Raw genomic sequence first — 21,275 nt, 5'->3', positions numbered from 1 at the left:
TGTAACTGCCAAGGGTTAAACAAAATCAATTAAGCGTTCTTCAAACTCGATCATAAACCGGTTTAAAGCAGCCTTCCAATATTTAATTGGCATAGTCCATTTTTTGGAAGCATCCATTATAGCCAGATAAACGACTTTTTTAGCCGAATCATCGGAAGGAAAGAGCTTTCTTTTTTTAATGGCTTTTCTGATGACACTATTTAGAGACTCGATGGCGTTTGTTGTATAAATAGCCTTTCGAATGTCCTCTGGATAATTGAATAAGGTATTGAGATTATGCCAGTGACTGCGCCAGGAGCGGCTTATCTGAGGGTATTTATTATCCCAGCGTTCAGAAAATTGCTCTAATGCAAGCAAGGCCTCATCTTCGGTTGCTGACTTGTAGATGAGCTTCAAATCAGCGGTAATTGCCTTATAATCCTTCCAGGGAACGTACTTAACAGAGTTACGCACCATATGGACAATACAAAGCTGGATTTTTGTTTCCGGGAATACAGTATTAATGGCATCGGCAAAGCCCTTAAGCCCATCAATGCAGGCGATAAGAATATCTTTGACGCCACGATTTTGCAGTTCTGTCAGCACGTTCAGCCAGAATTTAGCCCCTTCATTTTCAGATAACCACATTCCCAACAGCTCTTTCTGGCCTTCAAGATTAACACCCAGCGCAAGATAAATGGATTTATTGATAACCTGCTTATCCTGTCTGATTTTAACCACAATGCAGTCCAGATAAACGATAGGATAAACGGCTTCCAGAGGACGAGATTGCCACTCGATAACGCGCTCAATTACTGCATCAGTAACTTTAGAAATCAAGGTCGGAGAGACATCAGCATCGTACATTTCTTTGAAGGTTGCAACAATTTCCCGGGTTGTCATGCCCTTGGCGTAAAGTGTAGTAGTTCAAACTTGATCTGACAGTTACCGGTTTTTCAGAAGTGTCTGTCAGGTCAAATTCAGCCTATCAATTTTTCCTTCCAGATTTGTTTGCCATCAATCAATGTTTGCATTGGAGTACGTCCACAGCACATTTTGCCTTGATGGGTGCGCTCATTATTATAATAATGAAGCCATACGTCCAGATCTTTTTGCAGTTCATCCATGTCATCGTAAACTTTCTTACGGAATGTGATTTGATAAAACTCCTGCAAAATCGTTTTGTGGAAACGCTCACAAATACCGTTTGTTTGCGGTGATTGTGCTTTAGTTTTCGTGTGATCAATGTTGTTAATAGCTAAATAAAGCTGATAGTCATGCTGTTCTACTTTCCCACAATACTCTGTACCCCGGTCAGTTAAAACACGCAGCATAGGTAACTGCTGCTGCTCAAAGAACGGCAAGACCTTGTCGTTAAGGAGATCTGCTGATGTAATAGGCGTTTTTGTTGTATAGAGCTTGGCAAATGCCACTTTGCTATAAGTATCAACAAAAGTCTGCTGATAAATGCGGCCAACTCCTTTGATAGTTCCCACATAGAATGTATCTTGGGAACCAAGATAGCCAGGATGTGCTGTTTCAATTTCGCCGCAAGCCTCATCATCAAACTTCTTCTTCTCCAAAGCTGCAATTTGTGCTTCTGTGAGAATAATGCCCTCTGATGCTACTTTGGCTTCAAGTGCCTTCAAACGGTCTTTAAAGTTAGCTAAATTATGCCTAAGCCAGACGCTGCGAACGCCACTAGGGGATACAAAAATCCCTTTCTTACGCAACTCATTACTGGTGCGTAGTTGACCATGAGCTGGATATTCTATGGCGTACTCTTTTACCGCTTGCTCTATAGAATCGTCAACACGGTTCTTGTGATTAGGTTGCCTTCGTGACTTATCAAATAAGGCATCTACCCCACCAGATTCTACCGCTGATTTATAACGATAGAAGGTGTCTCGTGATAAACCCATTACCTTACAGGCTTTCGATACATTGCCTAATTCTTCAGCTAAATTTAGTAAGCCAACTTTGTGTTTAATAATTTTAACGTTATTATCTATCATGAGAGTTTTCCTTTTGGTTTTGTTAAAGTTTGCACTTCTATCAAAACCGGAAACTCTCACCTTTTCAAGTGGTTATGTCAGATTAAGTCGAAACTAATTCACGTAAAGACTAAGGATTTTGCTATCCATTGAGGTTAAACGAGTTTGGTGCTTCTTTACTAACTGCGGCTCAAAGCTTCCTTCTCTGTCTCTTGGGGTGCTCAACTCAAACTGGCCTTCCTCAGTGCTTAATATTTTCTTGCTATAGCCATTACGGCTATTTGAGATATCAGATTTTTCATACTTGTCATAACCAAGATGCTCATCCAGTTCGGCATTAAGCGCTGCCTCAACTGTAATCTTGGTTAACATTTGACTAAAATCATTCAAGTCTTTTTCGGTCTTTAATGTCTTTGCCGCTTCGCGGGTAAAAGCTTCTAATTCTTCTCTATTCATTACTATCTATCCTTAGCCGCAAAGGCTGTTATGATAGACAGTTACACAATTTTATCTACAGTCTCATTTCAATATGCCCACCACCTCATTATTCCTATGCGAATAACGGTTAGGTATTCCCATTTAGTGGGATTATTTTGACAAACTGCTGTTTTTATACATACAATGCTCTGCGGTTACAAGCATAAGCTTGTATGAAACTCCTTAATTGAGGTATTCATGAATCAAGCACACTCTACTACTCCATCAAACCCCAACCATTTTTTTCCTCAAGAGTCACTTTCCATATCTAAAGTATGCGATACATTATCAGCACATTTTATGGATAACCATGCCAAGCTAGCTCAATATCGTCTGGAACACATTGAACATATCATCCTTTATAAAAATGGTTATTTAACTTTATTAACACGTAATAAAGACAATGATTATAAAGAAGAGCAGCTTTACGCAACGGCTGCATTACAAGAACGCTATAAACTGGTTAAAGCGATATCACACTTGTCTGTTTCTATCGTTGAAATGGTTAACATGTATCTCGAAAAGAAGATAGGCCGAGATAAATTAATGGATCTCTTGCGCTCGTTATCCAAAGATACATCCAGTATTCATTCTTTTTTAGATAAAAAAAACGAAACAGACCAAAAATCTCTTCAGCTTACTCGTGAATTTTTATCTAAAGTGCTCAATTGCCAGGCGGATTTTCCAACAAATGAAGCCCTTTTGTGTTCACTAAAAAATTACCTCGGGAAAATTAAAGGTCTTAATGAGCAACATGCGAAAGAGGCAGCGGCCTTGCAATTAAATTCACTTCACGACATCATGCAAAAGTGGCTTAATATGGAGTCGTTTCATTTGAATACAAGCCGAATCTTGATTGTAGGTATACATGGCCCCCGAAAAAATCTGATTGAAATGCAATTTTTCAAAAAATTATTGTCCGATAATCAATTAACATCAAAAGCGGATGATTTGCTTGTTTATACTGAAATGCTGCCTCACCAAATTTCAAAGGTGACCACGGATGAATTAATTCATGACTTTCTTGCTCCACATGAAGCGAACAAGAAGATTGCCGATTCACTTTTAGGTGATGAAAGGGCTATGTTTAAAGATGTTTTAGCCCCTTATGGCAAAGAAGTTCTGCAAGAGATGTCATTATTGCATTCGGCGAAGAAAAGTGAATGTCCATTTTATCAACGCAGTTAGATAAATTTCTTCTCGTCATGCCAAAGAACAATATTAAAATAACCATTCCCAATTTACTTTCCTAGCATCCTGGAGATGGATTCTCTGGAATCGGCTGGGAGGAGCATTCGTTCTTCTTTTTTGCCTTCTTTCCTGTCGAGAAAAGGCCATGCACTAAACTCGCGATTTTTATGTCGTGGGTTGTTCGTTCGCTCGCGTTTTTTAACGCAGGCTTAGGTTTTTTGGAAGAGAGTTTTTGATTTTGCTGTTTTTCCATACTTTTAAATAATACATCATAATTCCATTGATTTACGAGATTATCAGAAATGAGTATTCTCATTGTAGATACGGAATGCACCAGATGGTTTTCAGCTTTCCCATGTTTAAATTTCTGAAGATGTCGCTTCTTGATATCTGTTAGTATGCATTTTGCCAATTCCTCAATACAAGCATCGCTTAGCATCCGAGGCATCAGTTTAACCTCATCTCCTTTGAGCAAATTTTCCAAGGTAACACCTTGAAAATCCAAATCATTGACCCACTTTAATAATTCTTCTTGCAAGATCCTTTCATTTTCTTGATAACTTTTAAAATCACGGATATTTCTAATATCCTTGATGCGCTGGGTTAATTGACGGGAGGCATCTTCTGGTTTTTGACTATGAACAAGGATGTTTTTGAAATCCTGGAGGGTGTTTTGGATAATACTGGTGAGCTGATCACTGGTGATACGATGTTTGGTATCTTGCTCCATGGAATTTCCTTTAGACATGAATCCTTACTCCTTTTTGCCAAAAAGGAGCCATGCTAACAAATAAAAATACTGATGTCTATTTTTTTGTCTCTTGGAGTAAAATCAAAATATCTCCTTATTGATTAACAAATAATGATTGTCATTGGGATTGCGGGTGTGTGGTCAAGAAACCTGTAAGGGCGCATAAACCATGAATAACATTCTACCCAGTTTAAAGACGCAAGCCCTCGTCCTTGTCCTTCTTTTGCAACGGGGCTGAGAGCAATTTCCCAAGCTCGGCAACTTCTTGGGTTCTTACTTCGCACAGGGTGGACAGGGCCGTTAAATTATGACGTGCCATATGGCGCACCACCCCATTTTTTCCTGCCTCAGGGATGGTCACGGCTCCCTTGGGAACCGCTCCTTTTCGAGTCAAGACGACATTGAAGATTGCAAAATTAATACCTAAGCCATGACCCTTGGACAGTGGAAACCAAGGTTCTATTTTCTTGGATATTTTATTAAAAAACTCTAGCTCACGAGGAAAATCATCTTCCTTAAATGAACGGGATTTATCCAATTGACGATCACTGCGGCAATATTCCTGTGCGACATGGGCAGGGATCAGACGTTGCGCGCCGCCGACTTTACGACACCAGTGCTCTTCTCGTTGCGGTCGTTTCCACTGGCTAAAATGTTGAACATAGGTGGCTAAGGCCCCGAGGAGAGGTTGAAAATTAAAGTGGTGCTCTCCTTCAACGCGGGTGCGATCTTTATCATTCAGAGTGTAATGTAATCCTTTGTCCTGAACTTCTTGATACTGGGCAAGTAATGCGGTTCTTATTTCTTCCGCCAGGTCATCATTTCCTTCATTGGCTGCTTCCTGAAGACACTCAAGCATCATCTGCCACATGTGAGAATCCATGGCCCATAGGGCGTACTGGAAGGCGCTGACCTTTTCAAAGGTGCGGCCAGAGTAATCCGTGACACATTCCTTTTTTAAGAGCAAATTAATGTCTGTCTTTAGCATGGCTTTGGCAGCGTTTTCTTCTCCACGAGCCACAAGATGTACGAATTTACGGGCATTCAATATCGGTTGAAACAGGCGATAGTGATTTGTTGAGGACTGGGAAAATGCAGCCAAATCCCGTGATGACAAATTTCCAGCTATTTCCACCTTTAGTTCAGGGGGTAACTCGCTCTTATCCTCTTTTTTCGACGGAGCTGAAAGTGACTTTTCAAGCTCGACAACCTCTTGAGTTCTCACTTCGTACAGGTCGGATAAAGCTGTGCAATTAAAGCGTGCCATCACCTGACTTGACCAGCCCGTATTTTTCCACACCCGAGCTTCCGCACTAGACTCCGAGTGACCATTATAAATTGCAAAATCAAAGCCTAACCCATTGTCCTCAGACAGAGGAAACCAGGATTCCATCTTATCCGATATCTGATTATAGAACGTCAGTTCACGAGGAAAATCCGCTTCCTTAAATGAGCGAAACGAATTGAATGGAAAGTCAGGATGACAATATTCCTGTGCGATATGGGCAGGGACCAGGCGTTGTGCGCCGCCGACTTTATGGTTCCAATGATCTTCCCGTTGCGGCCATGTCCACTGATCAAAATCTTGAGCATAGGTATCTAAGGCATCGAGGAGAGGCTGAAAATTAAAATGACGTTCTCCTTCAACGCGAGTGTGAGCCTCATCATTCAGGGTGTAATTTAATCCTTTGTCCTGCACCTCTTTGTACTGGGCAAGTAATTTGGCCCTTATTTCTTCCACCCGGTCATCTTTTCCTTCATTGGCGGCTTCCTGAAGACACTCAAGCATCATCTGCCACATGTGAGAATCCATGGCCCATAGGGCATATTGAAAGGCACTTACCTTGTCAAAGGTGCGTCCGGAGTAATCCGTGACGCGTTCTTTTTTTAAGAGCAAATCAATGTCTGTTTTTAGCATGGCTTTGGCAGCGTTTTCTTCTCCACGGGCCACAAGACGCACCAATTTACGGGCATTCAGTATCGGTTGAAAGAGATGCCAATGATATTTTACGGTCTTGGAAAGCGCTGCCAAATCTCGTGATGACAAATTTCCAGCTATTTCCACTGTTAGCTCAGGGGGTAACTTTAATTTTTTTACGAACTGATTGCTTATTGGCATCATAACCTCTTTATTATCACTAATCATAGTTTGAAAATTTACTCATTTGATTATTTATAGGAAGAGGAATAGTATTTGATACTAATCTGTACGATTTTTCAGACTGAGTAAAAAACCGCTATGGCTAATCATTTCTAAAGGCCTGAAATCATATTTTTTGTAATAAAGTTACTTATGCCTTATGCCTTATGCCTTAGCTCGGCATTGTTTATATTATCAAGCGCGTAAGACATTTAGACACAAACCTTCGTTCTTGTCCTGCTTTTGCAACGAAGCTAAGAGTGATTCTCCAAGCTCGGCAACCTCTTGGGTTCTCACTGCATGCAAGGTGGATAGAGCTTTTGAATTAATGTCTGACCAATGGACAGACCTGCCTAACGTGACTCGTGACCCGGCCCCGACACAACCAGGTAATCCCGCCGTGCCATTATAAATTGCAAAATTAAAGCCCAACCCATCGTCCCCAGACAACGGAAACCAGGATTTCTCTTGATCAGCCCCCCAATGATAGAACTTCAGGCCACGAGGGAAGTTCACTTCCTTAAATGAGCGGGATTGATCTAATAGAAGATCACTGCGGCAATATTCCTGTGCGACGTGGGCAGGGACCTGACGTTGCGCGTCGCCAACTTTACGACACCAGTAATCTTCTCGTTGCTCCCTTCCCCATCGGTGATAATTTTTAACATAGGTATCTAAGGCATCGAGGAGAGACTGAAAATTAAAGTGATGCTCTCCTTCAACGTGGGTGTGAATCTCATCATTCAGAGTGTAATTTAATCCTTTGTCCTGCACTTCTTTGTACTGGGCAAGTAATTTGGCTCTTATTTCTTCCGCCCGGTCATTATTCCCTCCATTGGCTGCTTCCTGAAGACACTCAAACATCATCTGCCACATGTGAGAATCCATGGCCCATAGGGCATATTGGAAGGCGCTGACCTTTTCAAAGGTGCGTCCGGAGTAATCCGTGACGCGTTCTTTTTTTAAGAGCAAGTCAATGTCTGTTTTTAGCATGGCTTTGGCAGCGTTTTCTTCTCCATGGGCCACAAGATGTACGAATTTACGGGCATTCAGTGTCGGTTGAAATAGGCGATATTGATTTGTTGATGCCTGGGAAAACGCTGCCAAAGCCCGTGAAGATAAACCCTTGGCTATTTTCACTGTTAGCTCAAAAGGTAACTCATTAGTTTTTTCAAACTGACTGTCTGTTGCTACCATAAACCCCATTCCACTAATTATGGTATTAAAAAAACATAAGATACGCCATACTAGCATATATCAATAAATAAGGCTATCTTTTTGTTTATATTGAATTTTTTGTTCAATAACAAGAGGGGGATTTAATTTAAATAAATATTATAGGGTTGTACGAGCCTGGATGTAACACAATAATCGTTTCATTGGTAAAACGTCGACGTATTATTACAAGATAAGAGTACATAATAAAAAATCAAAAAAATTATCTGTAATGCCTACATTCCTGCGATTTCCGGTTGAATTCCATAAATTTGGCAAGCAGTTGTACCAAATAAAATAGCCTAATGATTTTACACTTAAGGTCATTTTGGGTCGTGATCATTGTTGTTACTGTGGTTCTAATGATGGATATGTCTTCCATACATGAAATAACCACTTAACCGTAGGATTTTTAATCGGTTTCCCTAACTGATTGGGGTGCAGTTTCATCAGATTTCTGCAGTTTTTTCTAACACGATGCTGCGCCAGGTTGTAGACCAGCAGATGAGTTATTATTAGATATGATTTTTTTATTCAGAAATTTACAGTTTGAAGTTGATTTGAGAAACCAAAACCGTAAGTTGCTGTTCAAATGCCCGCTGGTCCATATTGTTAAAAAAACAAACCTGCTCGTGTTATAGTTTGTTTTTTTAGCAGAGCGGCTTCAAAAGTCGCTCTTTTCATACAACCATCAGGAGCGCCTCGATATGCCAAGCCACGGAAAAGAAGAAGCCGCAAACCATTTAAGTGAAATCTACGTGATAAAACAACGCGAATCCGAACAAATCCGACAGAAAAGAAACACCCTGATACAAGGCAGGATTTTTTCAGAACTGATACCTAAAGAACAATTTAAATTCTGCCGGTTGAATAAAGCGCTCATGGGGAGCCATTGGGACTGCTTTGAATGCGCAAGAGGGGGCGGAGACTATAAGGCTGCGGTCGAAGATTTTGCGCTGGCTTTTGCAATGGGTTTTGAGAAAGCTCGTGACTTATATTTCGATAAAAAAAACAGCACACACACGCTATCGGGAGGAAAATTAAATTCTTCCCCTTGTCCAACCGAGAATTTTTATACAGGGCTGCGTTATCAGCTGGGCTTGGGCCTGCTTAAAAATCATGAAGAAGCCATGCGCTGGTACCGAATGGCGGCAGAACAAGGACATGCTGATGCACAAAACAATCTGGGGTTTGCCTATGACTATGGCATAGGCGTCAAGCAAGATACTGAAGAAGCCATGCGCTGGTACCGAATGGCGGCAGAACAAGGACATGCTGCTGCGCAAAACAATTTGGGATTTGCCTATGAACATGGCGAAGGCGTCGACAAAGACGAGAAAGAAGCGGTACGCTGGTACAGAATTGCGGCAGAACAAGGAAATGCCGCTGCTCAAAACAATCTGGGGTATGCCTATGAACATGGCGTAGGTGTCGACAAAGACGAGAAAAAGGCTGTACGCTGGTACAGAATGGCGGCGAAGCAAGGAAATACTGATGCACAAAACAATTTGGGGTATGTCTATGACCATGGCATAGGCGTCAAGCAAGATACAGAAGAAGCCGTTCACTGGTACAGAATGGCGGCAGAACAAGGAAGTGCCGCTGCACAAAACAATCTGGGGTATGTCTATGACCATGGCATAGGCGTCAAGCAAGATACAGAAGAAGCCGTTCACTGGTACAGAATGGCGGCGGAACAAGGAAATGCTACCGCACAAAACAATCTGGGGTTTGCTTATGAATATGGAGAGGGTGTTGACAAAGACGAGAAAGAAGCGGTGCGCTGGTACAGAATGGCGGCAGAACAAGGAAATGCTGCCGCGCTTGATAACCTTAAAAGAATGGAGACCCCTCTGGCCTTATATGCCAGCGCTCTGGTTGAGAAAAAAAACCCTGAAATCATACAATTAGCCTTGAAATATGACGAACTTCAATTCCAATTTTTTGAAAAAGATTTTGTGGGCATTGTGGGTCTGGAGGAAGACCAAAAAGCGATGAGCGCTGCACTCATCGCTTTGCAGGAAACGGTCAAGCCGCTCGACAAAAATCCTAATTTGCTCCTTATCAATGCCCTTCTTGCCCTGAGCAAGAACATAGAGAAAGGCCTTATCGAACGTAATGAAAACATAGCCGCACTAATGACAGACTTGCTTCAAATCACCAGCTTTGCTGATGCTGACGCAGGTCAAATTAAACCATTGATGCATCTGTTATGTAACTTTTATTATGAAGATGAAGATAATACCCAAGATATCCTTGAACCTCTAATCATTCTATGGTATCGAGCGCAAGCTCTTAAAGTCTCGATAACGGACTTCGGCTTGAACAAACTGTTTGCAAATATTGTAATTAAACGCTATTTTACAAAAGATGAGTACAGCTTGACACTTGACGCCCACATCACTGATGCCCAGATGCATGCCCTGGTATTTGCTTATGAGGCAAGACCAGGTCTTTCTGCTGATGAACTCAATACACTGCTCGAGAAAAACCTGCTCATCGCATCAAAAAAAAATCTCAATCAATTCAAAGATTTGCTGGCGTGGATGAGCAAGCCGCTTGCTGTGAAACAAGAAGAGAACGCTCCTCATTATATCGCAAGTGCCTCGCCATAAGTTCTCGCGCCCTTCGGCAAGCAGAACAAAACCAAAGACAGCCTTTGGCTGCTGGTTTTGAGGTATAAGCCATCGTCATTTAATGGTCCTAAAATAACCCGGGTTCGGAGTTTTTATGCCTTATAACCTTCGATAAATCAAGGATTGCTTCGTTAACGGTCCTCAAAAATGCTCATATTAGCCCTGCTAATGCTGTGTTTTTTGAGAACCGTTGCCTCGCTAGGTTTCCAAGATAAGATAAATATGAATAAATGCATATTGTTTAAAAATTGAAATCACAAATCGCGACAATCAATAAAACTGGTGCATTAAGTCTGGTATCTAATCCCATCCTTTAAATTGTGACATAAAGCAGGCAGGTGATTTTCAAGAAGGAATTTTCGGTTTGAAGGTAATTTGAACCGTAAGTTTCTGTTCAAATACCCCGCTAGCCCAACCTCAAGTACTGATGACCGGTTCGCTGTTCCTGATATGAGTGAACATTTGTTTGGTAAAATCATTGGAGACTAAAGGTGATATTTCCCAAAGATTTGATAAAAAACTTGCCGGCAGAGGGTTACAACTACTGACCAAAATTTGAAAAATATGAAGTAAAAACTCCCTTGATGCGTTTGATAAATCTCAGTTGAAAAAGAGGGCTATTTTTGAACCTGTTATTGATGGGCTAAAAAATATTCAAATATTGAACACTGTAATATCTTGGATGAATTGGCTGCTTATTCTTTGCCTAAGAAACTATCATTGAATATTGACAAAACAATCATAGCTGTTGTTTGATCAATTATATCGATTCGCGTTAAAATCAAAAACAAGTATTTGATAATTATCAAGAATTGGTTTATCCTCTCTTTTGTCTTTCAACCGGCTGGCTTCCAAAGAAAAAAGCAAAGAAATAGACAATTTATTGGCACAAAATCCTATACTAAAAAATCATTTTAACGATGAAGGTAATATTTTTAGTAAGTTTTTTTGCAATGCACTTAGACAAATGATTTGTTTTGCGCTGCTTGGCAGGGAAGAATCTTTTATACTAGTGTTCAGGAGGCAAATCATGCCAGAAACGTTTTTTTTTCATAATAAAGACCAAAAAAGGTCCATTGAAGAAGGGCATGAAGCCGTTAGAAAAAAGGTAGGGAAAGAACTTGAATCCGTTAGAAAGCAAATACAATGCACAAAAGAAGAAATAACAGATTACATGCAAGAAAGCAACTCGGGCGATAGCGCTGACAGGGCCGGACGCTACATGATGCTTTTGCAGTTAAAGCAAAGAAGAGATGAATTAATAAAATCAGAAGCCAAACTTGAAACCAAACTTACCGACCTCCTGAAAGAATGCACAGAAGTTAGCCAAAAGAACGATTTTTGTATATGAGCCCTGCAGAAATACTAATTGGCCTAGGTTCCGTGAACAAAAATTTTCACGGCTGCAAATGCGGCTAATCGTTCCCATTGTATCTTTGAATTCGTTAAATAGAGCCAGCTATTCGCCTCATTCAAAGACACAATGGGACTCAATTATCCACATTTTCGCTCTGCTAAAAATTTTGTTCACGGAACCTAGTACCCTTTCAAAAAGGTTATGACGGATTGAGTGCATCATAAGCTCGTGTCAATTTTGTACGAGCTTTATCCAAATCAAACATCCAATTAATAGTCGCTTTCTCGTCATTTCTTGTATTCTCCCATAGGGTTAATTCATTTTTAAGCATATTCCAATCTGAAATCCGTCGGTCAAGGCATTGTTGATTCATATTATCGATTTCAATTTCGACCATATTTAACCAGATGCATGTTTTGGCGTGTAAGGAAACTTAATTTTACGCAATATACGACGGGCCTCTTGGGGAGGAGAGGTTTTGTATAACGATGCAGGACGGTGAGTATTTAAATTATCAAGTATAAGATGTATTTTTTCTGCATTTGGATAATGCAAGTCGACCAGATCTTGCATGCATTCCGCAAAGTCTTTAGCTGTTTTTTGTTCCATTACTTTTGCCTTTCTCCAGCCCCGATAGCGGTCAAAAAACAAAAAAATATTGCTGTCCCTACACGTCTATATTCATAATCTTGCTTTGCTGTTTGACCGGACTGGCAAGTATTGAGTCATGAGTATCTGTTATCTGTTGTTTCATGGCTTCATCCAAATTAACAACTGGTTGAAGAGGATCCTCAGGTTTAAAATATAAATCAAGAATTTCCTCCATATGTGCAACATAGTCTGCGTCAAATGTTGGAATACACCACATCTTTTTTTGTCAGGGTTTGATTTCTTTTTCTTTTTAAGCGGTTTCGGATAATTTCAATTGAAATACTCTCTAATTCCGTCAATGCAACCGAGCGATCAGCGAGTACGAATGCCCAGCAGGTGCTTTACTACGACACCATTTAATAAGCGAGCCGCCAGGTCGGTCTTCATCAAGCAATAGATATTAACAATGCTTCTTCTTTATCTAACGCAGCATCCAGACCATTTTCAACAAAGGAACGTTTTGTTCAATATACCGTAGCTATGCCAGCGGATAGTGCTTTAGCGATATCAATATCCTGATAAATTCGCTTATCTGCTATCAGTAAAATATTCGCCCGTTTTAATTTTCTTGAATTAACGATGCCTTTCGATATCAAATCCAGTAAAAACTCCCGTTCTGATTCATTAAGTTCTACGATATATTTGATGTTCATACCATGCTCCAATAGGGGAAGGGGATTAATTGCATGACTGATCATAAAAACACGGATATGTCGATCCAAAAAAAAAGAACAAATAGATGAAAATTCATATACAGAAAAAGCAGGGACAATATTTAGCTTTTATCTATTACTACACAAAAATTAATGGCCAACCACCAGCTGAAAGGGATATGCGACGATACTTCAAAGTTTCTAATAAGTCTAGTGTATTAAGGAGGGAGCAAAGCCCTTCTAAATAAAGCAGGTTTTGTAAATTCAATTCCATATTTCATTTGTGTGCCACTAAGCCTCACTAATATTTTTCGTAATTCGCCAGCTCAGGGCCTTTTGCTGCTGCAATTTGCCAAACTAACACACAAGCCATACAAGCAATTAATAATCGTCGGGCAATTGCTTCCCTTGATTCCTGTTGTCATGATCCCAACTGCATTTCTGCTGATTTAAGCAGCTTAAAAAAGTTTCTATAGACCAGCGCCAATAATACCAAAGCGCAATAACGGTCATACAAGGGGTCTCACATTCATTAATAAATACTACCATGCGAATGTTTTGCCATTACTGTCTTGAATTCTGCTTACAATAAAGCGACATTTAACCGTCTGACCTTTTATTTTTTTCGCTTACTGCCTTCCGGCTTTTTCGGTTGGGCGGCGCGAGTAATTAAGACTTCTGCTTCGGCCAAGTATTGCTCCGCCTTCTGCCCTTTATATTGAATAGTCCTTGCCTGAGTGAACAATAACTGTTTAGCCAGCGAAAAGGAAATCATATAAGCCACCAATATGACAGCAAAAGCTTTTCATTATCTGATTGAGCCTTTGCAAGCCGAACAGCTTCAAAAAGTCGCTTAAACAATATTGCATGGGATAAATGTCGCGGCATCTCTTATCACCCAGGGTTTGTTCAAGCAGTATGTCATTAAGAAATCGTGCAACACGACCGCGAGGTCAGAGTGTCACCGTCCGTGACGGGCTGTCCGAGACACTGTGCGCCACACTGAAGTTTAAGTAGCTCTGTTGTATTTGCTCTACATAGTTTTTCAAAACCAAGATGCACATATGGGTATGTAATGTACACTAGTTCCCCATCGAAAATTGCGTAATCGAAACCAAGACCAGATGAAGAGGAAGACAAAGGATAAAACACCTTGGAGTCATTTTCAAATGTTAATGAGCGAGTGAACGACTTCTTTTCTTCGACAAGAGAATCAAGCCTTTGGCAAAAGACCTGGGCGTAGTAAGCCGGCAGATAGCGTTGAATATAACCGATAATCTGACACCAGAATAAACTAAGTTGATTGAAGCTCCAGGGAATAAATTGTTGGTTATAGACGTTGAAAGCCTCAATTAAGTGCTGAGGATTAAAATATTTTTCTTTCATTGATAAATCCGTAAATTCTTTTCTAAAGATGTTCAATGCCTCGCAAATTCGTGTGTTATTTTGTTTCTTTTCAAGTGCGTCCAGAATATTGTCATCTGAACTTGTCGTTATGACTTGAATCAGAGTGCTAAAATCATAAGATGTCTGGTCAGGAAAGCCATTTGGAAAGGCCTTGTTAAACTGTCTGGCCTTTTCTTCGGCTTCGTTGGGCAGTTTATCAAAGTAGGGTTCTATTATTTTCACCAAATTAACGTTGTGCGTGAGTAAGGCGGTTTGAAAGAGGGTAACCTTTTCATAAATACGGCCTGAAAAATCCGTGGCTGTGCCTCTGTAAAAAAGCCAGCGCGAGTCCCAAGGATTCGCTTTTATTATTTCTTCAATCTCGTTTTGTTCGCCCTGAAGTGCGTGGGTGAGTAATCGGTTGATAATTTTTTGAAAGTTGTCCCGCTCTGCTTTAAAAAATGGATACATGCTTTTTGAGGTGAGCGACCATTGGGATTTCGATTCATCACTCAGGAATGAACCAATATACTCCAACATCTCATCGGGCAGGTCAGAGAGGTAATCGGGTTGAGGTGCCGAGGAATCGGAAGCAACATCATCTTCCATCATTTTAATGCTTGGCTCACTGCTTTTTTTAAACTTTTTTTCTTCATATCAATCTATGCTACCAGTTAAAAATTAAATGAGTTTATCAGAAATCCAATTGACTTTAAATTTGTACATAAAAATGCTTAAGGCAAGCTTCTCTGTGTTAGACAAAACTTTGCTAATCATTTAGGATTTAGAAAAAATAAAAGCTAACTCCTGATAAATTAAAATAATTTATACTTCGAATCGCGAAAAAGGAGGTATAAATGAAGAACATCAGCGATGTTACGGCATAGTAGAGCAACATTTAGATTGGCACAAGGCCCAGATTGATTTTTTGCACGGGCGCTGATGGGTTTTTTGCCGGCAAAGAGCATTAATTTTAAAGAGATTTCAGTTTTCATACCCTCATCGGCGTTGATTGAATCGCGCTATAAGCGGATTCAGCAATGCATATTGTTTGAAAATCGAACCTTATCATCACTAAACACGATAATCAATAAAACTGGTCTTATCCATGATTCTTCGTAGTCACCAGTTTTGCACAGGACAAAAATCAAGAGTTTATCTTCTATAAAAAGCATGCCCAACTCTTGCACAAATGTAACTTACGCTTTAAACTCCTGCCTGCTTTGCTGAGGAGTTAACACAGCTTCCTTTTACATAAGACTCATGATTCATCAAACATGAGTCTTTATAATTTTAAGGAATTTAAGTTTTTTTGAGAGGCAAAAATTAATGAATTGACTGAGTGTAATGGGTCTTTTACCCCGCGCTTCGGGTAAGGTCTAAAAAGGAGAAGATACTTATGAGAAAAATCGCTTTCTTTCCAAAAGCGGATCATTCCACCACTAATATCCACATCCAATGCCTGGAAATAAAGGTAGATTTTGGATGGATCACCGGCAATTTCAATCACAATGAAATGAGTGCAAACATCAAGGGAAAGGCTCTGTTTCCTCCGCACCTGCCAGCACGTAACCCCCATATTGAGGCTGCAGGTGAAGAAAACATCCAGTGGCTTCTTAAGATGGGGTTGATTCAAGAAAAAGAAGAAGTTCAGAAGGCAAGGAGCTCCCGGTTTTCCGCGCTCTTTTCAACACCCTTGCGCGAAAAATCACAGGCGGATTTAAAACTGGTTGCTGATTTTATTGCCTTTCTGTTTATATTTGATGGTGTTGTCGATAACTGGGCAGTAAAAAATAATTTCGGACCGGTTTTGAATAAGGTTTTAGATGTTTTTTATCGTATTTTAAGCGGAGACTATGCGGACATCTCCAAGATTCCTGAAAACGAATCTTTCCCCCGTTATCAAGCCTTCGCTAAAGCGCTGTTTGATATTCGAGATCGCCTGAACGTTAAAATAGACGCTCATTCCTGTGGAACTGAAGCTTTTGCAGGGTTTTTAAAAAAAATAAAAAACTATTTTGACTCTCTTCGATGGGAAGAAAAAGTACGCTCTAAAAGATGGGCTATGTCGGAGACGGATTATATAACGATGCGTGAGCACACCGGCGCGGTCTGGGAGACGTTTGCCTTTATAGCCCTGGTGATGGGCGTTCTTGAGCCGGAAGACCCTCTCAGTGTGCGGATCATTAAGGCGGGCGTACATGCTCTGGACGTGATGAATGACTTGGTTTCTTTCCAGAAAGAACTTGACGAACCTGACCACCCCAACATGGTATGGGTCATGCTGAACAAGAACACCTACTCGCCAGATAAGGCCAGGAAAGAGGACTCGAACCCCTTGCAGCAGGCTATCGATGAGACGTTCATTTACCATAATCAAGAGGTGCAATCCCTTTTAATTTTACCGAAGTACTTGTCGCCCGAAAGGCGCGAAGCCTTCGAGCCTTATCTAAAGATCGTCACTGAGTGTCTTTATGATAATTTATACTGGTCTGTTTATGAGACGCCTCGCTATCAAGAAAAGGCAAACGGAACATTCCTTTTTAGTTCTGAATCTGGCAGTTTTAAGCTTAATCAATCTGTACAGTCGCAGTTTGAGGCTCATGTGTCCTCACATGAAGCGGACATCAGTTTAGGAAATAAAAGTAATTCGTTTTCATAACCGATCATGCCCTTCTGATGTGATCCGCCGCGGAATATTCTCTTCGCTAAAGCAGGATAACATCATACGGGGTGAGCGGTGCCGCATTTTTATCAAGCAACGACCAGGCTTCCTGTTATATACCTGGCGGGGCGTTATCAAATGAGAGCAATTAATCAACAACATTGGGAGGTATTATGCCAGGTATCTTAGGAAGACATCCTGCTTTAAAAAAAGAACTGGTCAGACTGGTGACTAAAAACACAAAGCAAGCCAAAGCGGATAAGAAAAAAACAATAGAACAGAAGCGAGAGAAGAGAGAATGGGAAGCTTTGCAGCAGGACCTAAAGGTTTTCGAGACTATTGCAGCGCTCACCAAAGCGGGTGCGCTAGGGTATTCTGCTTTAAGAGAGTTGGTTGATGAACTCAGTAAAGAGATTAAGCATCCCAGGCTGATAGGCGAAATGAGGCTCGCTCTGGAAAGAGTTTTCAGCGAGAAGGAAATCATTGCCTTGATCAACCGGTTGTTGGTTAATGACATCATTGGAACATTGCAGAACCAGGATCTCGTTTTTTTTGACCGCTCTGACAAGTTTAGCACCTCCTTATTAAGGGCAGTGTATGATGGAGCCGATAATAAGGGCTTTACGGAAGACTTCATGAAACAAATCATACCGCCCATGATGCTTCAAATTGCCCAGGATTCAGCCGTGGCGGCATCTTTGGGAACCGTACGGGAGAAAGACAGTTATTCAGTCGCCACAAAGAATACCATTCTTTCTATTGTTACAATGTACTTTGAAAGTTTAAAACAATTTAGTGCAGATTCAAGCCGTTTCCCAGAAGCGATGTCCGAGGGAGCCGGCGCAGTTTATTACGCCCTGAATGTAGCTATAAACCGCTTGCAACATATACAAGAGCGCTATATGTATGAAAGATATATACCGGTAACGTTTAGCAAGGGTGAAATACCTGAATTATTAGAAGATAAGCGTGTGAATGCACAGGAGTTGGCTGTGTATCTGGTGGGTATATACCTTAATTTGAGACTGTTGCGCATCTCATTTGAATCTTATGTTAGCTCCCTTTCTGGCTATAATCCAACCCAACTGTTTCACTTAATCGACTCAACCATTGATAAAGATCAGATCCTGACTATGAAAAGGGAATTTGAGACAATAATGAAAAGACCTGATGCATCATCTGGTTTTGACGCTATGGTTCTGGAAAAAGCCTTAAACTCTTCTGAGCAGGATTTTAAAAAACAATTAAAACATCTGGTCCAAAAGCAAGGGAAGCCACTTAAGTTGTTGTTCAGCCAGGAAAACGTTTTATCTGAGTTCCCAATGTTATCCAGGTACGTTCATTTCTTGCTGTGTGGCGAAGAGATGCTTAAAATGGACAAGCTGACATTTATTAGAGAAATACGGAAGCTTGTGCTTTTCCTGCAAGAACCTGTGGAAGAACTTTGTGTAGAGGGTATTAACGGCTTAAAAAAAGAATCTCAAGAAACAGAGAACAAACAAGAAATTGATAGTGATGCTAGCGATAAAGTCAAATTGATCTGGAAGTTAAAGGAGATGGTCCAAATTGAATATAAGGATCCCATTTTAACTCTGTATGCAAAAATGGCGACAAGGCGTGAACTATCGTCTGATACAAAGCCGCAGAATGTCCCGATTTATTATAAAAAAGAGCACGTAGCCTCGCTTTTAGGTGTCTCTATTTTAGAAAAGCACAAAGGTAGTAAAGAACTGAATCAAACGGCTTCCGGAAGAGTTTTAAGCTCTATTTACAAAAATTTTCTTGAAGAAATCGTCATTTGTAATAACTTAAGTCTCCACGATCTGCATGCTGATTTGTTCTCTCTGATCACCTTTATCAGTATGACTAGAGAGAACAATGAGATTCAGACGCCAATCCAGCTTTTATTCAAGAAAACAATGCGTGTATTAGATGATGTTGATGCGAAGTCCATGGAGCCTGTTGCAAGGACTCAGGCGCAGGAGATTTTGGCTTGCCTGGCTTATATCGGCAGTGCGTTTAATGTGCAGCTTATGGATGATTTTACAAAGTTAACAGAGAAATTCGATGAGGAAGGGTATAAAAATGCGTTTCATCGCTTTAGCATAAGTCTTGAGAAGTTTGATTCAGATTTAAAAAGCTTTTCCCTCAAGGGGGTTTTGACCAGCGGCTTAAGCATTTTTACATCTACGCCACAGACTACTCCCCCTACAAAACCCAAAAAAGGCCACCCACAACCGGAGTTGAAAGATCAAGTAAGTCCATGATCTCTGAAAAACGGATGGTTTATCTTCTCCGACCACAAATCTCGCCTCATTGCCCGGCAGAACCTTTTAATTTGACTCCAATTTCATGGAGTCTACTGCTCTTTTTCGCTTGTCCAGGAGGGCAAAAAATTGAAAGCCTTAATGAAGAAAGAGAGCGGACTTTGCTGGGAGCCGATATTTCATCTTTACCGTTGGTATGGGCCTTAGACGAAGGGACTATCTGACCATTGCGTGGGGCGTAAACGTAACAAAAACGCTCCCCTCTGTTCATAATATGCAAAGGCAAGAAGCCCTTTTCGATGAATTCTTGTTTGGTCACATTTAAATACGTTAAGCCTGAGGCTATGAGTTGTCCGTCTGATACAAGCAGAGGCTTAAGAAGCTCCAAACACTTCAATGAAACATCCCTGGTGACAACCCGGTTATTCAGAGGACCCCCGCAATTGATAATGAGGTCAATTGTATTACGGTGCTGATTAATCCATTTTTGAGAAAGGGCTTCTAAGGGTTTATTGAGAATGATCAGGTTCATTCTGGAGCCATATGTCTTTTTTAAGGGGAAGAGTTGATTTTTAGCTGTTTTGCACTGGTTTTTGCCTGGTTCAATCAATAAATAGGTTAATCGGGTGTCAGGATGGGTCTTCAAAAATGCATCAATAACCTGCTCTGCGAGTTTTCCTTTGCCGGCGCCGATTTCCATAAAAACAACGGTATCTTTATGAATAGATGAGGTTCGTTCCGCTATTTCCTCTTGCATGAGCGGATAAATTTCATGGTCATATATTTCGCCCGACACATCGAGGTCGAAAGTAAAGAGGCTACTCTCCCATGCCAAGTCACCTTTGGCATCCCATGTTGTCATACCCACAGCCTTATCACGAAAACGGAGCGATTTTCTCAGATTTCTTTCATAATCAAAGGGATGGATGTTTTCTTTGATCGTTACTATGTGCCGGCTGATTTCTTCAGTAATATCCTCATTAGCCACTAAATAAAATCGTGACGCTTCATGAAATTTTTCTTCAGGAAGAAAAGTTAATTTAATGATCATTGTGGCTATTCCAAAACCCCGAAGGCAATTATCTCCTATTCTAATGATTTTGAGTTTTTTGTAAGGAAATGCCCTGGAGTCGAATTCGAATAAGTCGTATTTTTGTTCGAGATCATTTTCTACTGTATGCTTGTTTTCTAATTCAATCACTGCTCCTCTTAGAGAGCCAATATCCTCAGGAGAGACAGGCAAATTTAGATTAATACAATTCCCCGTGCACAAATCATAAATCTTGCCAACGGCTTCACTGATTAATTCATCGTGTGATTGTGATTGCTCAATTACTGCCATGGTCATCCCCGATAATGTCTATAAAGATTATTTGAAGTCTATTATAACTAAATTTTGTTCTGTCGCGAAAAATATAAAGATTCGTCATGCCTTTTGCATAAAGACTAAGAATTTTGCTATCCATAGTGGTTAAACGAGTTTGATGTTTCTTTACCAGCTGTAGCTCAAAGCTACTTTCCCTGTCTCTTGGAGTATTTAACTCAAACTGGCTTTCTTCAGTTCTTAAAATTTTCTTGCTATATCCGTTACGGCAGTTTGATGTGCTGGATTTTTCATGTTTTTCATAACCAAGATGCTCATCCAGTTCGGCATTAAATGCTGCCTCAACTGTAATCAATTGAACCACGTCAGAAAGATATTTTGGCATTTATCATGGATGCCCTTCAGCAGTGGGCTTCACCTCAAAAAACTCTAGGCGAACCTTTACAAGGGGCGTGAACGGGTACCAATTTTTTATCTTAAGGAAAACCCCTTAACACAAAAAATTATTCAAATTTATATGATTGCAAGTCAAGGGTCGTGGGCGGTTACAAGTAATGAGGTGTTTTTTTAAGACGATGAATTTCCAAGG

Annotated in this window: 12 protein-coding genes and 5 pseudogenes; 5 read left to right on the top strand and 12 right to left on the bottom strand. The window is 40.5% G+C overall.

Annotated elements, in window-relative coordinates:
* Nucleotides 1-15: 15 nt before the first annotated feature.
* The 3 pseudogenes from E4T55_RS07760 to E4T55_RS07750 all read right to left on the bottom strand — a co-directional run.
* Nucleotides 16-900: pseudogene (locus E4T55_RS07760) on the bottom strand (IS256 family transposase); the annotation flags it as partial.
* A 71-nt stretch (nt 901-971) separates the two neighbouring features.
* Nucleotides 972-1,994: pseudogene (locus E4T55_RS07755) on the bottom strand (IS481 family transposase); the annotation flags it as partial.
* A 102-nt stretch (nt 1,995-2,096) separates the two neighbouring features.
* Nucleotides 2,097-2,429: pseudogene (locus E4T55_RS07750) on the bottom strand (transposase); the annotation flags it as partial.
* 219 nt (nt 2,430-2,648) lie between these two features.
* On the opposite strand from E4T55_RS07750, the gene E4T55_RS07745 reads away from it, so the two are divergent.
* A complete protein-coding gene (locus tag E4T55_RS07745) occupies nt 2,649-3,638 on the top strand; it encodes a hypothetical protein (RefSeq protein WP_058502840.1) in 990 nt (329 codons plus the stop codon).
* Between the two features lie 61 nt (nt 3,639-3,699).
* Here the strand turns inward: E4T55_RS07745 and E4T55_RS07740 are convergent, their stop codons facing one another.
* The 3 genes from E4T55_RS07740 to E4T55_RS07730 form a co-directional block, all read right to left on the bottom strand.
* Entirely contained in the window at nt 3,700-4,389 is a 690-nt protein-coding gene (locus E4T55_RS07740) for a hypothetical protein (protein WP_058502839.1), read from the bottom strand.
* A 193-nt stretch (nt 4,390-4,582) separates the two neighbouring features.
* Nucleotides 4,583-6,514 (bottom strand): aldo-keto reductase family protein, encoded by a 1,932-nt coding sequence (locus E4T55_RS07735; protein ID WP_135121923.1) that lies wholly within the window; start codon nt 6,512-6,514, stop codon nt 4,583-4,585.
* 213 nt (nt 6,515-6,727) lie between these two features.
* A complete protein-coding gene (locus E4T55_RS07730; protein WP_058502837.1) occupies nt 6,728-7,729 on the bottom strand; it encodes a hypothetical protein in 1,002 nt (333 codons plus the stop codon).
* 725 nt (nt 7,730-8,454) lie between these two features.
* Here E4T55_RS07730 and E4T55_RS15545 point away from each other — a divergent pair.
* Together E4T55_RS15545 and E4T55_RS07720 are read left to right on the top strand one after the other, a co-directional pair.
* Nucleotides 8,455-10,362, top strand: coding sequence for a tetratricopeptide repeat protein (locus tag E4T55_RS15545; protein WP_207385698.1), 1,908 nt, complete (start codon nt 8,455-8,457; stop codon nt 10,360-10,362).
* A 1,051-nt stretch (nt 10,363-11,413) separates the two neighbouring features.
* Nucleotides 11,414-11,734: a hypothetical protein gene (locus E4T55_RS07720; RefSeq protein WP_131780759.1), complete on the top strand. Its 321-nt coding sequence runs from the start codon at nt 11,414-11,416 to the stop codon at nt 11,732-11,734.
* A 205-nt stretch (nt 11,735-11,939) separates the two neighbouring features.
* On the opposite strand, the pseudogene E4T55_RS07715 reads toward E4T55_RS07720, so the two are convergent.
* The 4 genes and pseudogenes from E4T55_RS07715 to E4T55_RS07710 form a co-directional block, all read right to left on the bottom strand.
* Nucleotides 11,940-13,044, bottom strand: a pseudogene (locus tag E4T55_RS07715) (IS630 family transposase).
* Between the two features lie 381 nt (nt 13,045-13,425).
* The gene (locus E4T55_RS15540) at nt 13,426-13,557 is read right to left on the bottom strand and encodes a hypothetical protein (RefSeq protein ID WP_262488612.1); all 132 of its coding nucleotides are present in this window, start codon (nt 13,555-13,557) and stop codon (nt 13,426-13,428) included.
* Between the two features lie 103 nt (nt 13,558-13,660).
* Nucleotides 13,661-13,819 (bottom strand): hypothetical protein, encoded by a 159-nt coding sequence (locus tag E4T55_RS15200; protein WP_156411828.1) that lies wholly within the window; start codon nt 13,817-13,819, stop codon nt 13,661-13,663.
* A 149-nt stretch (nt 13,820-13,968) separates the two neighbouring features.
* Nucleotides 13,969-15,042 (bottom strand): hypothetical protein, encoded by a 1,074-nt coding sequence (locus E4T55_RS07710; RefSeq protein ID WP_115325320.1) that lies wholly within the window; start codon nt 15,040-15,042, stop codon nt 13,969-13,971.
* 787 nt (nt 15,043-15,829) lie between these two features.
* On the opposite strand from E4T55_RS07710, the gene E4T55_RS07705 reads away from it, so the two are divergent.
* Together E4T55_RS07705 and E4T55_RS07700 are read left to right on the top strand one after the other, a co-directional pair.
* A complete protein-coding gene (locus tag E4T55_RS07705; RefSeq protein WP_058502831.1) occupies nt 15,830-17,092 on the top strand; it encodes a terpene synthase family protein in 1,263 nt (420 codons plus the stop codon).
* Between the two features lie 176 nt (nt 17,093-17,268).
* Nucleotides 17,269-19,362 (top strand): hypothetical protein, encoded by a 2,094-nt coding sequence (locus tag E4T55_RS07700; protein WP_058502830.1) that lies wholly within the window; start codon nt 17,269-17,271, stop codon nt 19,360-19,362.
* A gap of 46 nt (nt 19,363-19,408) precedes the next feature.
* Here E4T55_RS07700 and E4T55_RS07695 read toward each other — a convergent pair whose 3' ends face one another.
* Nucleotides 19,409-20,704, bottom strand: coding sequence for an SAM-dependent methyltransferase (locus tag E4T55_RS07695; RefSeq protein ID WP_058502829.1), 1,296 nt, complete (start codon nt 20,702-20,704; stop codon nt 19,409-19,411).
* A gap of 82 nt (nt 20,705-20,786) precedes the next feature.
* Nucleotides 20,787-21,056, bottom strand: a pseudogene (locus E4T55_RS07690) (transposase); the annotation flags it as partial.
* Nucleotides 21,057-21,275 lie beyond the last annotated feature (219 nt).

The organism is Legionella israelensis (assembly GCF_004571175.1).
Lineage (GTDB): Bacteria > Pseudomonadota > Gammaproteobacteria > Legionellales > Legionellaceae > Legionella_D > Legionella_D israelensis.
The sequence above is the reverse complement of the archived record's forward strand: the minus strand, read 5'-3'. Positions and strand labels throughout refer to the sequence as shown.